This window comes from Caulobacter sp. FW305-C-30-S16 (genome assembly GCF_058783025.1).
This window is the reverse complement of the sequence record NZ_JBYSYH010000001.1, coordinates 528,273-540,274: the sequence shown is the minus strand read 5'-3', so window position 1 is coordinate 540,274 and position 12,002 is coordinate 528,273. Positions and strand designations below refer to the sequence as shown.

The 12,002-nt window shown below is 67.7% G+C and carries 15 protein-coding genes; 3 read left to right on the top strand and 12 right to left on the bottom strand.

Translation table 11 applies throughout. The features are described 5' to 3' along the window. Positions 1 to 3: 3 nt before the first annotated feature. The 7 genes from yidC to AC3WJT_RS02555 form a co-directional block, all read right to left on the bottom strand. Positions 4 to 1,932, bottom strand: coding sequence for a membrane protein insertase YidC (gene yidC / locus AC3WJT_RS02585; RefSeq protein WP_492341503.1), 1,929 nt, complete (start codon positions 1,930 to 1,932; stop codon positions 4 to 6). 7 nt (positions 1,933 to 1,939) lie between these two features. After that, the gene (gene rnpA / locus AC3WJT_RS02580; RefSeq protein ID WP_492341502.1) at positions 1,940 to 2,341 is read right to left on the bottom strand and encodes a ribonuclease P protein component; all 402 of its coding nucleotides are present in this window, start codon (positions 2,339 to 2,341) and stop codon (positions 1,940 to 1,942) included. Between the two features lie 49 nt (positions 2,342 to 2,390). Then, positions 2,391 to 2,528 carry a 50S ribosomal protein L34 gene (gene rpmH / locus AC3WJT_RS02575; RefSeq protein WP_488901179.1) on the bottom strand — a complete coding sequence of 46 codons (138 nt, stop codon included), beginning with the start codon at positions 2,526 to 2,528 and terminating at the stop codon, positions 2,391 to 2,393. Positions 2,529 to 2,629: 101 nt separating this feature from the next. Continuing rightward, positions 2,630 to 3,610 (bottom strand): NADPH:quinone oxidoreductase family protein, encoded by a 981-nt coding sequence (locus AC3WJT_RS02570; RefSeq protein ID WP_492341501.1) that lies wholly within the window; start codon positions 3,608 to 3,610, stop codon positions 2,630 to 2,632. Positions 3,611 to 3,651: 41 nt separating this feature from the next. After that, on the bottom strand, positions 3,652 to 4,698 hold the full coding sequence (locus AC3WJT_RS02565; protein WP_492341500.1) for an alpha/beta hydrolase: 1,047 nt from the start codon (positions 4,696 to 4,698) through the stop codon (positions 3,652 to 3,654). A gap of 13 nt (positions 4,699 to 4,711) precedes the next feature. Then, a complete protein-coding gene (locus AC3WJT_RS02560) occupies positions 4,712 to 5,335 on the bottom strand; it encodes a TetR/AcrR family transcriptional regulator (RefSeq protein WP_492341499.1) in 624 nt (207 codons plus the stop codon). A gap of 79 nt (positions 5,336 to 5,414) precedes the next feature. Next, complete coding sequence (locus AC3WJT_RS02555) at positions 5,415 to 6,068, bottom strand: 2-hydroxychromene-2-carboxylate isomerase (RefSeq protein WP_492341498.1); 654 nt, start codon at positions 6,066 to 6,068, stop codon at positions 5,415 to 5,417. A 79-nt stretch (positions 6,069 to 6,147) separates the two neighbouring features. Between AC3WJT_RS02555 and AC3WJT_RS02550 the strand changes: the two genes are divergently transcribed. Continuing rightward, positions 6,148 to 6,810, top strand: coding sequence for a TetR/AcrR family transcriptional regulator (locus AC3WJT_RS02550; protein ID WP_492341497.1), 663 nt, complete (start codon positions 6,148 to 6,150; stop codon positions 6,808 to 6,810). 36 nt (positions 6,811 to 6,846) lie between these two features. Here AC3WJT_RS02550 and AC3WJT_RS02545 read toward each other — a convergent pair whose 3' ends face one another. Next, positions 6,847 to 8,214 (bottom strand): flavin-containing monooxygenase, encoded by a 1,368-nt coding sequence (locus AC3WJT_RS02545; RefSeq protein WP_492341496.1) that lies wholly within the window; start codon positions 8,212 to 8,214, stop codon positions 6,847 to 6,849. Between the two features lie 78 nt (positions 8,215 to 8,292). Continuing rightward, positions 8,293 to 8,613, bottom strand: coding sequence for a hypothetical protein (locus AC3WJT_RS02540; protein ID WP_492341495.1), 321 nt, complete (start codon positions 8,611 to 8,613; stop codon positions 8,293 to 8,295). A 110-nt stretch (positions 8,614 to 8,723) separates the two neighbouring features. Between AC3WJT_RS02540 and AC3WJT_RS02535 the strand changes: the two genes are divergently transcribed. Continuing rightward, positions 8,724 to 9,263 carry a lysozyme gene (locus AC3WJT_RS02535; protein ID WP_492341494.1) on the top strand — a complete coding sequence of 180 codons (540 nt, stop codon included), beginning with the start codon at positions 8,724 to 8,726 and terminating at the stop codon, positions 9,261 to 9,263. A gap of 29 nt (positions 9,264 to 9,292) precedes the next feature. On the opposite strand, the gene AC3WJT_RS02530 is transcribed toward AC3WJT_RS02535, so the two are convergent. The 3 genes from AC3WJT_RS02530 to AC3WJT_RS02520 are packed head-to-tail and all read right to left on the bottom strand — an operon-like array spanning position 9,293 to position 11,299. Further along, positions 9,293 to 9,772 (bottom strand): NUDIX hydrolase, encoded by a 480-nt coding sequence (locus AC3WJT_RS02530; RefSeq protein ID WP_492341493.1) that lies wholly within the window; start codon positions 9,770 to 9,772, stop codon positions 9,293 to 9,295. Further along, positions 9,769 to 10,674: an SDR family oxidoreductase gene (locus AC3WJT_RS02525; RefSeq protein WP_492341492.1), complete on the bottom strand. Its 906-nt coding sequence runs from the start codon at positions 10,672 to 10,674 to the stop codon at positions 9,769 to 9,771. Before AC3WJT_RS02525 ends, AC3WJT_RS02530 begins: the two co-directional genes overlap by 4 nt. A 58-nt stretch (positions 10,675 to 10,732) precedes the next feature. After that, complete coding sequence (locus AC3WJT_RS02520) at positions 10,733 to 11,299, bottom strand: septation protein IspZ (protein ID WP_492341491.1); 567 nt, start codon at positions 11,297 to 11,299, stop codon at positions 10,733 to 10,735. Between the two features lie 199 nt (positions 11,300 to 11,498). On the opposite strand from AC3WJT_RS02520, the gene greA reads away from it, so the two are divergent. Beyond that, complete coding sequence (gene greA / locus AC3WJT_RS02515; RefSeq protein ID WP_492341490.1) at positions 11,499 to 11,978, top strand: transcription elongation factor GreA; 480 nt, start codon at positions 11,499 to 11,501, stop codon at positions 11,976 to 11,978. Positions 11,979 to 12,002 lie beyond the last annotated feature (24 nt).

The following is a 12,002-nucleotide window of genomic DNA, read 5'->3' as shown; positions in this document are numbered from 1 at the left end:
CGGTCACGCTGGCGCCTTACCCTCCCCGCGGATGCGGGCGATGAAGTCGTCGATCGGGTTGTCGGTCTTGAGCCGGTGCATGATCACGTACTGCTGGAAGATCGAGAACACGTTCGAGAAGGTCCAGTAGACCAGCAGGCCGGCCGGGAAGGCCGCCATGATGAAGGTGAACATGATCGGCATCAGCTGGAAGATCCGCTGCTGCATGGGATCGGGAGCCGGCGGGTTCATCGCCGTCACCAGCCACATGGTGAAGCCGTAGAGCAGCGGCAGAACGCCGATGTGCAGGTACTGGGCGAGCAGGCCGCCGATCACCGGCACCGTCGCCGGGTCATAGGGCAGCAGGCCGAACAGGTTCAGGATCGTCGTCGGATCCTGCGCCGACAGGTCGTGCAGCCAGCCGAAGAACGGCGCGTGACGCATTTCAATCGTCACCGACAGCACCTTGTAGAAGGCGAGGAAGACCGGGATCTGGATCAGGATCGGGATACAGCCGGCCATCGGGTTGACCTTCTCGCGCTGCATCAGCGCCATGGTCTCCTGCTGCGCCTTGACCGCGTCGTCCTTGTAGCGGGCCTTGATCTCGGCCATCGGCTCCTGGAGCTTCTTCATCCGGGCCATCGACTCGGAGCTCTTCTGGGCCAGCGGGTAGACCAGCAGGCGCACGCAGAGGGTCACCGCCAGGATCGCCAGGCCGAAGTTGCCCAGGTGGCTGAAGAAGAACTCCAGCGCCAGGAAGAACGGCTTGGTCAGGAAGCTCAGCACCCCCCAGTCCACGGCGTCCTCGAAGCGCGGGATGCCGAAGGTCTTCTGGTAGGCCTTGAGCGTCTTCACTTCCTTGGCGCCGGCGAACAGCCGGGTCGTGGTGGTGATCTGGCGACCCGGGTTGATCAGCCGCGGGGTCCCGCCGAAGTGGGCGTCATAGATGTCCACGCCCTGGGTGGTGGTCAGGCCGTACTCGCCGGTTATCTTCTCCGACTGGTCCGGCACCAGGGCCGCGAGCCAGTATTTGTCGGTCAGGCCGAGCCAGCCGCCGGGCGACTGGAAGCTCTTGACGATCACGGCCTGCCCGGGGGCGTAGACCTGTCCGGCGCGGGCGGCTTCGCTGGCCAGGGACTCGGCCTTCTTGGCGGCGTCCTTCTTCCAGGGAGCGAACTTGAGCAGACGCAGCTCGGCGGCCGCCTTGTCAGGCAGGTCGCCCATCGCGCCCACGGCGCCTTCGTGGACGTTCTGGGCCTTGTCCTGGTGCTTGGGCAGGCCTTGCCGCTGGACCGAGGCGTAGGGGCGGATCGTGATCGGCGCGGCGCCGAGGTTGGCCACGGTGTCGGTGACCGTGAACATGAACTTGTCATCGATCGCGATGGTGCGGGTGAACACCAGACGGTTGGGCGCGACATAGGTCAGCTCGACGGGCTTGCCGGGGGCCAGAACGGTGTTGGCCGAGGTGACGGTCCAGACGGTGTCCGGCGTCGGCAGGCCCGGGACCTTCGGAGTCGGCACGCCGGGGGCGACCTCGTCGGTCCAGCCGAAGTCGGCGAACCAGGCGTTCTGCGCGCCTTCCGGGCGCAGCAGCTCAACCGGCGGCGATCCCTTGGCCAGGGTTTCGGCGTAGCGGAGGGCGTCGCCGTTGCGCGCGGTCAGGAACAGGTCGTCGATCCGCGCGCCCTGCAGGCGCAGCGAACCGGTCAGGGACGGCGTTGCGATGGTGATCCGGGGACTGGCCGCCTTGGCCGCATCGCGCGAGACGATAACGGTGGGGCCGCTGACCGCCTTGGGCGCGGCGGCCTGCTGGGCGGCGACGGCGCGCTCCCGCTTCAGCGCGTCCTGCTTCTTCTTGTTGGCCGGATCCAGAACCAGGGTCTGGTAGCCGATGAGCATGGCGAACGCGATCACCATGAAGATGATCATGTTGCGGGAATCATTGTTCGGCATGACGCGCTTAACCGGTGCGGGAGGGATCGGACGTCGCGGCGGGTTGCGCGGACGCAGGGTCTTGATCGGCGGCGAGCCTTAACAGCGCGCTTTTCACATCGTCAAGGAGACGGGCCCAGGGGCGCGTCGTCGTGCCGCCCCGGGCGATGAAGACATAGTCGGATCCGGCGCGTCCCGCCTCGGGCAGGAGAAGCCGTGCGGCCTCGCGCAGGCGGCGTCGGGCGCGGTTGCGGACGACCGATCCCCCGACCCGTTTGGTGGCGGTAAAACCGGCCCGGATGACGGAGTCTTCGTCGGCCCGGTCGCGTCGCTGCACGACCACGGCGCCGCGGGCGACGGAAGGCGCTTTGGCGGCCGCGAGGAACTCGGGCCGCTTTCTGATGCGCTCTATGATGGGTTTCGTATCCAAGTCGTCCCGGCCCCGTGCACGAGGCAGATGGGGACGCGCGCCGCCAATACTAGGCGGTCAGGCGCTTGCGGCCCTTGGCGCGACGACGCGCAACGATCTTCTGACCGCTCTTGGTGGCCATCCGCGCGCGGTAGCCGTGACGGCGAGCGCGCACGAGACGCGAAGGCTGAAAGGTCCGCTTGCTCACGGGTTAGCTCCGAAATCTAAAGGTCTGGACGCGCCAGGCGGGGCCCGTCGCGATGAGCGGGGGTGGATACGGGAAGGCAGGGGGCGAGTCAACCCAAGGCCCTACAGGTCCGGGCGGATGATCGCCTTGCCGACCACCTTGCGGTCGGCCAGCAGGTCGAACGCCTCACGCCAGTCGGCCAGCGGCAGTTCGGCATGAACGCGCGGACGGATCGTCCCGGCCTCGGCCATGGCCCAGACCGCGGCCATGTTCTCACGGCCACGCTCGGGGAACTGACGGCCGTACTCGCCGGCGCGCACCCCCATCACCGAGAAGCCCTTGATCAGCGGCATGTTGACCGAAACGGTCGGAATCCGGCCGGAGGTGAAGCCGATCACCAGCAGCCTGCCGTCGAAAGCGATGCAGCGCACGCTCTCGTCGAACACCTCGCCGCCGACGGGGTCATAGATGACATCCGCACCGCCGCCGGTGATCGCCTTGACCTCCTCGCGGAAGCCCTTGCCGACATTGAGCACGGCGTCGGGCGCATACTCGTCGGCGACGACCTTGAGCTTGTCATCCGAGGCCGAGGTCGCGATGACCCTGGCGCCGAGGGCCTTTGCGAGGTCCACGGCGGCCAGGCCGACCCCGCCGGCTGCGCCGTGCACCAGCACCCACTCGCCGGGCTCCAGCCGCGCCCTGCGGACCAGCGCCACGTAGGCGGTCAGATAGGCCGCCCCGACGGCGGCCGCCCGCGAATAGTCGAGGTTGTCAGGCTTGCGCCGGATCGCCGCGGCCGGCAGCACGGCGAACTCCGCGAACCCGCCGAGCTTGGCGCCGCCGACTACCGCGTCCCCGACGGCGAAGGTGGTGACCCCCTCGCCCAGGGCCACGACATCCCCCGCCAGCTCCATCCCGCCAACGAACGGCAGCGGCGGCTTCATCTGGTACTCGCCGCGAGTCATCAGCAGGTCGGGGAAGTTGACGCTGGCCGCGCGAACCCGGACCAGCACCTCGCCGGGACGCGGCGCGGGGGTCGGAATGTCACGCAGGGCGACGCCGGCATAGTCCGGACCCAGGCTGTCGACGACGAGCGCGCGCATTTCCACCCCTGATCCGCTCATCCCGGTGAAGCCTGCAAGGCCTACTTCAGCATCCCGTCCGCCGCCTGGCGGACGAAGCCGGCGATCTCGCGGCAGGCGGTGTCGGCGGGCGGGATCGCGCCGGTGAAGGCGGTGAACCCGTGCGCCAGACTGTCGTAGCAGCGGTAGATGACCGGCACGCCCGCGTCCTTCAGCCGCTTGGCGTAGCACTCGCCCTGGTCGACCAGCGGATCGAACCCGGCCGTGACCACGATGGCCGGCGCCAGGCCCGACAGATCCTCGGTCTTGATCGGCGACAGGCGCGGGTCGGCGGGGTCGGCGTCGGGGCCCATGTAGTGGCCCATGAACCAGGTCATGGTGTCGCGCGACAGGGGGTAGGCGTCGGCGTAGGTGGTCATCGACTGGGTTTCGCTGGCCACGTCCACGGCCGGATAGATCAGCAGCTGCAGGGCCGGCTGGGCCTCGCCGGCGCGCTTCAGGTCCTGGGCGACGATGGCGGCGAAATTTCCGCCCATGGAGTCGCCGCCGATGGACGCTGTGCCCGGCGCCGCGCCGAAGCGGGCCGCGTTGTCCCGGCCCCAGCGGAAGGCCGCCAGCACGTCGTCGAGGCCGGCCGGGAAGCGATGCTCGGGCGCCAGTCGGTACTCGACCGACAGCACGGCCGTCCGCGCGATCCGGGCGAGGATGCCGCAGAAGGCGTCGCAGGTTTCCAGGTCGCCGATCACGCCGCCGCCGAAGTGGGCGAAGACCATCAGCGGCGCCGCCGAATCCTGATCGGCCGGGCGATAGGCGCGCAGCTTCAACGGCCCGCCGGGGCCGTCGATCGACAGGGTCTCGGTACGGACGCCGGCTTCGGGCTTGCCGCTCATCATCGCCAGACCGCCGGCGCTGGCCGCACGGGCCTCCTCAGGCGACAGCGAGGACATCGGCGGCATGCGCCCGGCGCTGGCCGCAAGGAACTGCAGGCGCGGGTCGAGCGTGCGGCCGCCCTGCCAGACCACCCCGCCGCCGGACATCATGCGCAGCACCGGAGACGGCAGCGACAACATGACCTTCAGGATGGCCTTCTGGACGGCGGGATCAGCCATTCGGTCTCTCGGGTCAGGGCGCCAGTCGGGGCAGGGCGGGCAGACCGCCCAGGATCAGTCTGGTGGCGAAGTCGGTGGCTTCGACGGTGTTTATCGGTCGCCGTTCGAGCATCTTGTCGCCGACCTGCCGCGCCACGGCGATGCAGGCGGCCGCCAGATAGTCGGCGTCGACCCGCGGCGCGCCGCCGTGCTCGATCGCCTTGGAGAAGGCGTCGCGAACCTCTTCGAACACCCGCTCCATCTCCGGCGTCTGCACGGCCATCTGCGGGTGGCGCTCGCCGGCCGGCCGGTTGGTCTGCCAGGTTTCATGCTCGTCGGCGATGAAGTCGAAATAGGCCTGGATCGCCGCGCGGAGGTAGCCGTCGAAGCTGTTCGACGCCTCCCAGCAGGCGCGGAGGATCGGCCGGAACCGCGCCGCGCCGTCGTCGGCCAGGGCCTCGAACACCTCATCGCGCGAGCGGAAGTAGTTGTAGAAGGTGCCGGACGCCAGGCCCGTGCGGCGGATGATGTCGCGCACCGTCGCGACTTCGTAGCCGAGCTCGGAGAACACTTCGCGCGCGGCGTCCAGGATCGCCCGGCGATTGGCGACCTTGGTCTGCTCGCGTTTTCCCGAGGCAAGAATGGCGACGTGACTCATCTCCGGCAGGCTAACAGGTCGCGCCGCCCGCCGGGAAGAGGAAGGTGAAGCTCTGTCACGCTTTGAACGGACCGAAAGTTCAGGCCCGCGCCTGCAGCCCGTTCTGCTTCATCCGCCAGATCAGCACGTCGAGACGGTCCTGGCCGAAGAAGACCTCGCCCTCGAAGACCATCGTCGGCACGCCCCAGTGGCCCGCCGCCTCCAGCGCCTGCTGGTTGGCCTGTATGGCAGCGTCCAGACGCTCGGCGTCATCGCGGGCGGCTGTCTCGAGGGCCACGGGGTCGAGCCCCGCCCGCTCCGCCGCGCCGGCCAGGTGGTCGCCCTCGTGCCAGTTGTCGACAGACCCGCCCCAGATCACCCGGCCCGCCTCGGCGATATAATCCAGTCCCCTGCCCGCCTCGGCGGCGGCCTGACCCATGCGGGTGATGCGGTAGATGTAGGGCTGGTCCTTCGGCACTTCGCCGGTGGCGATATCCATGACGACGGGGTCTGGCCGCGGCCAGCGGATCGGCGTGCCCTGCATCTGGCCCAGGCGGTAGACGTCGCGCGCCAGATAGGGCGGCCAGAGCGGGTTCACCTGCTTGAAGAAGCCGTCGATCCGCACCGCGATCGGCATGACGGGCCGGACGTTGATCGCCACGTCATACTCAGCCCGGAATTTGACGAGGCTCGGCGCGATCAGCCACGAATAGGGGCTGCGGAATGACCAGAAGACGTCGACACTGAGAGTCATCGTTCCACTTCCTGATGCGGAAACCGTTTTGTTACCGGCGAGTATACCGAACGATGACCGGTGAGCCATGGGGGATTCTATGACTGGTCGAATCGGTACAGCGCCGCCGCCCGCGCGGGCGCTGACGGCCGCCGCCCGCAGCGAACGGGCCCGCGCCCGTCCGCGGGAGATTCTCGATGCGGCCCGCGACGTCTTCGCCCGCAAGGGTTTCGAGGCGACGCGCATGGACGAGGTGGCCACGGCCGCCGGAGTCACCAAGCCGGCGGTCTATCGCTATTTCCCCGGCAAGGACCGGCTGATCGCCGCGTTGCTGGAAGAGGACCTGGCGATCCCGTTTCGTCAGATTTCCGCATGGACCGAGGCCTATAACGGTCCGATCGAGGGCCTGATCGAGGGCTTCGCCGATCGGGTGGGCGACATGCAGTCGCGAGGCCTGACCCGCGGCTACCTGATCCTGGCGCTCGACGAATCGGGACGCCGGCCCGAGATCGCCGCCTTCATCCGCGACCAGATCCTCGCGCCGGGCATGATGGTCCTGGCTCGCGCCTTCTTCCTGGCGATGGAACGGGGAGAGCTGAGCAAGGGCCATGATCCGGCGTTCATGGCGCGGATGTTCTTCGCGCCGTTCCTGCAGTCCTCGCTGGGCGCGATCGGATACGCCCTGCCGGTCGGCGACGATGTCGAACAGGCGCGCTACCGCCGCTTCCACACCTCGGCGTTCCTGCAGGCGTTCAGGGCGTAGCGCGGGGACAAGCACTTCAGTGCGCGTCCCTGATCTCTAGGCCTTCACGGCTTCCGCGCGCGCCTTGACCGGCAGGGTATTGCCGGCCGCCTTCGCCCGCTTCTCGCCCTTGACGATCTCCTTCATCAGGTCATGGCAGTAGATGCCGAAGTCGACCTGGATCGTGTGGCGTTTGGAGGCGTAGTACTGGCCCTTGTGGGTCTCTTCGTCCTTGACGGTGATCGCCTTCATGTCGGCCTCCGACGGCGGCAGGTACTTGCCCGTCAGATAGGCGGCGACCAGCTTGGACTGCTGCTCGGCGAAGTTCACCAGGGTCGGCAGCGGCTGGGCCAGGGCCATGTAGAACAGGTTCGGCACGCCGGGTTTCATCATCCGCTTGAACAGCGGCAGTTGGTGATCGGCGTCCGGGACGAGATCCGCGTCATCAAAGAACGGGAACCGCATGTCGTAGCCGGTCGCGAAGATGATGGCGTCGACCTGTTCGACCGTGTCGTCGGCGAAACGGACGTTGCCGCCCTCGAGCGCCTTGATCGCCGGCTTGAACTTGATGTCGCCGCAGCCGGCGCGGGTCAGGAACTCGCCGCTGACGGACGGGTGGGCTTCCAGTGGCTCGTGGTCGGGCTTGGGCAGGCCGTAGTCTTCCATATTGCCGAGCGTCTTGCGGATGGTCTTGCGGGCGAGGCTCAGGCCGAGCTTGCGCGGCATCCAGTGCGGCATCGACGATTTGTCCGCCGGCTTGCCGTTCATGTACTTGGGCAGCACCCAGACGCCGCGGCGAGCGGAGACCCACAGGTTCTTCGCGATGGGCCGCTGGGCCAGTTCACTGGCGATATCCATCGCCGAGTTGCCCATGCCGACGACGACGATGTTCTTGCCGCGCATGTCGACCGGCTCGAACGGGTCGCGATAGGCGTGGCTGTGGAAGGCAGCGCCCTCGAACTCGCCGGGGTAATCCGGAATGCGCGGGCTCCAGTGGTGGCCGTTGCAGACGAACAGGACGTCGTACAGCCGGGTCTCGCCGGTCGAGAGGGTCACCTCCCAGAGGCCGTCGGCATTGCGCCGGGCCTTCTCGACGCCGGTGTTGAAGGTGATCGTCTCGCGCAGGCCGAAGTGGGCGACGTAGTCCTTGAAGTACTGGAACAGCTGGGCGTGCGACGGGAAGTCCGGCCAGTCAGACGGCACGGGATAGTCCTCGAACGCCAGCCGCCACTTTGACGTGTCGATGTGCAGGCTCTCGTAGCAGGCCGACATCCCGTTGGGGTTCTTGTAGTACCAGTTGCCGCCGATCTCGTCGGAGACCTCAAAGCAGTCGTAGGGGACGCCGACGTCCTTCAGCCGCTTGGCGGTCGTGAAGCCGGAGCAGCCGGCCCCGATGATGCAGGCCTTCGGCAGACGTTCGGCCATGGCGGCGCTCCCTGACTTATCGTTGTTCAGGGAACCCTATCGGGCATGACGTGCGCGTCAACCGTGACGCAAGGGCGCCTAGCCGCAGCTGGCGACGCAGCGACTCCAGTACTGCGGGCAGAGCTCATCCTCGCCCGCGAGACAGAAGTAATAGGTCTGGGAGCAGCTCAGCCGGCACTGGCTGCCGCCGGTGGTCGCGAGCGTGACGGCGGTCGGCTGAAAGGGCGGCGGCAGAAGCGGCGCCTCTTCCTCCGGCGGCGGCGCAGGGGCGGCGCTGACGCTGCCGCGCAGGCCGGCCTGGTCGCCTGACGTCTGACCGACCGCGATCCGGCCCTGCTGCGCCGCGGCGGGCGCGGCGAGGGCGAGGGACAGGACCAGACAGGCGACGAGGCGGCGCATGGCAGCCACCTTGCGGCAGGTTCGTTAAATCCCGATTAACCATACCCCTTGCGCAAAACGGGTATTTTACGCCAGCATCCGACAGGGTTGTATCAATGTCGGGGGCGACCATGACGACCATGAGGATGTCCATCGCGGGCGCGAAGGAACTCGCCGGGCATGAGGCGATCGTTCTGACACGCTATCTCGACTCCGTCGGGGTCTGGACGATCGGCATCGGCCACACGGCGGCGGCCGGTCCTCCGGACCCGGACCATCCTGCACCCGCGCTGTCGCTCGCGGAGGCCTTCGCCCTGTTTCGGCAGGACCTCGCCACCTATGAGGCGGACGTGAACGCCGCCGTCCGCATCCCGCTGGCGCAGCATGAATTCGACGCCCTGGTCTCGTTCCATTTCAACACCGGCCGGATCGCTACGGCGTCGCTGACGGCCTCGATCAACGCCGGGAACACGACCCTCGCGGCGACGCAGTTCATGAACTGGAAGCGTCCCGCCGCAATCATTCCCCGGCGCAGGAAGGAGCAACTGCTGTTCCGCAGCGGGGTCTACTCCAACGCGGGCAAGGCGACGCTGTATCCGGCGACGGCCGCCGGCGCAGTTCAATGGAGCAAGGGCAAGCGCGTCAGCCTGGACGACCTGTCGCCGTCCTGAACACGGCCTTCAGGGACAGGGTGCTGACCTCAGCGTCCGAGGATCACCGGTTCAGCGGGCAGGTCGCCCGCCAGCACCGCCGGAAGATGAACGATCAGTTCCTCCGGAAAGAACACATCATCACTGCCGAAAATCTCCTCCGGCGCCCACCAGCGCATGGCGGTCACGACACGCCGCTCCAGCTCGGTCCAGTGGTGGTCGACGATCTCCTCATGAGGCGCCTGCGCAAGGAAGTAGTGCTCAAACAGGCGGCGTGGTTCGCCCTCGATCAGAAGATCCAGCTCGCGGGTCCAGACCTTCGGGCCGAGAACCATTTCGGTCAGGCCGGTTTCCTCGCGCAGCTCCCGCCAGGCCGCCGCCTCCAGGCTCTCGCCGTCATCGACGCCGCCGCCGATCGTGCACCAGCCGCCGCCCGCGTTGTCCGGATCCTCGAAGCGCATGAGCAGCAGCCGACCTGCCGGCGAGATCAGCAGGAGCCTTACGGTCGGCCTTGCCCGGGGTGTCGTCATACCGTCCGCTGGGCCCGGTCCTTCTCGTTGGTCGACTTGATCATGTCCTTCACGGCCTGCCACTGGTCGTCGCCCCATTCGGTCATGCGGGAGAAGTTGCCGCCGCTGGCGTTGTACTGGCCGCCGTCGATGGCGATGGTCTGGCCGTTCACATACTCTGACCCCTTCGACAGAAGATAGACCGCCAGATTGGCCAGTTCGGCCATCTCGCCGACCCGGTTCATGGGATTGCCGCTCATGTTCTCGTAGGCGCTCTGCTGCTGCCCGGGATTGAGCCGCGCGCTCATGCCCTCCGTCGGGAAGGGGCCCGGCGCGATGGCGTTGAAGCGGATGCCCTTGGGGCCCCATTCGACGGCCAGGGACTGGGTCATGACGTTGAGGCCCGCCTTGGACATGGCGCTGGGCACGGTGAACGGCCCGCCGTTCCACACCCAGGTGGTCAGGATCGAGATCACCGACGCCTTGCGGCCCTCGGCGATCCAGCGCTTGCCGCATTCGAGGGTGACGAAGAACGACCCGCGGAAGACGATGTTGGCGATGGCGTCGAAGCCGCGCGGCGAGAGGTCCTCGGTGCGGCTGATGAAGTTGCCGGCGGCATTGTTGACCAGGCCGGTCAGCGCGCCGCCGTCGGCCCAGATCGTATCGATCATGTCCTTGATCGCTTCAGGCACGCGGATGTCGCAGGGGATGCCGACAACCTTGCCGCCATGGGCGGCCATCAGTTCCTTCGCCGTCTCCTCGAGCACCACGCCGCGCCGCCCGCAGATATAGACCTCCGCGCCCAGCATCAGGCAGGCCTCGGCCATGACCTTGCCCAGACCGGTGCCGCCGCCGGTTATCAGGATCCGCTCCCCGTTCATCAGGCCGGGGCGGTACATCAGGTCGTCGGGTTTGAAGGTCATGGCGGCTCTCCCTGTTTTCCGCAGAAGGGTCCGCCTTACGGTAGGGCGGTCAAGGGGGTCAGGCCGCCTCCACCCCGGACAGGGCCCGCTGCGCCCGGACGCTGCGGATCGTCAGGTGACGCACCGTGGCGAACTGGATCGCGAACAGGACGATCTTCGAAACGGTCGGGAAGATCGCCAGGAACGCCGGCCAGATTTCCGGGAACTGCACGGCGACCACGAGGTTGGCGACCGCGGTCAGCGCCATCAGCGCCGCCCAGACATAACCGAAGAGGATCATCGGCCCCTCGCCATGGCCGACGGCCACGGACGGCATGTAGCGCAACATCCAGCCCCGCTTCAGCATCATCACGGTCAGGATCAGATAGATCAGGGTTGGCTTGGCCATCAGGAAGCGGATGTCGTGAAACATCAGGCTCGCCGCGCCGAACATCAGCACCAGCGCCAGACTGGCCCACTGCAACGGCGCGACCGGCTTGCGCAGCAGCATCCACAGGGCGACGTGGCCGATGCCGAAGCCGATCGCCGCCACGGTCGCGATCTGCCGGTCCACGTTCATGGCGATCAGCGCCGCGAACAGCAGGCTGGAGAGAAGGTCGTTCGCCAGCGGGCGAGCGGCGTGCATGAAGTTTCGCATGTGACGGGGTCCGGTTGGATCTGATGGTTCAAGCCTAGACCTTGTGACCTGCACCCGGTGAATCCGCTCACGAAGCCGTCGTGGCGTTCCACGAAGTTCACCCGGCGATTGGCGCTTCGCGAATTGCGATCGCCTCGCCAGGACAATCTGTCCCCCGGCCTTGCCCATTCTCCGCTAGGCTGGCGCCATGAGCGTCGCCTTCACCAAGGAAGAGGATTACGAGTCGGTCGCGGCCAATCTGCCTGACCGGCCGATATCGCCGCACCCCAATCTCGTCACGCAGCATGGTCTGGCCCTGATCGAGGCGGCGCTGGCCGAGGCGCGCGCTGCGATGAGCTCCGCCAAGTCCGGCGGCGACGTCAGCGCCGACCGCACCGCCATGGCCCGGGCGACGCGGGACCTGCGCTACTGGTCCTCGCGCCGCGCGACCGCCCAGCTGGTCGAGCGTGGCGAGGACGACGGGACCCTGCGGTTCGGCGACGCCGTGACGTTTGAACGCGAGGACGGTCGCCGCCAGACCTTCCGCATCGTCGGCGAGGATGAGGCCGATCCGGCCAAGGGCAGCGTGTCGTACATCTCGCCGCTGGGCCAGGCGCTGCTGGGCAAGTCCGTCGGCGACGAGGCGGTGCTGGCGGGCGCGACCGTCGAGATCGTCGCGATCGGATAACGGCACGCCCTGGGTCCGTCTTCC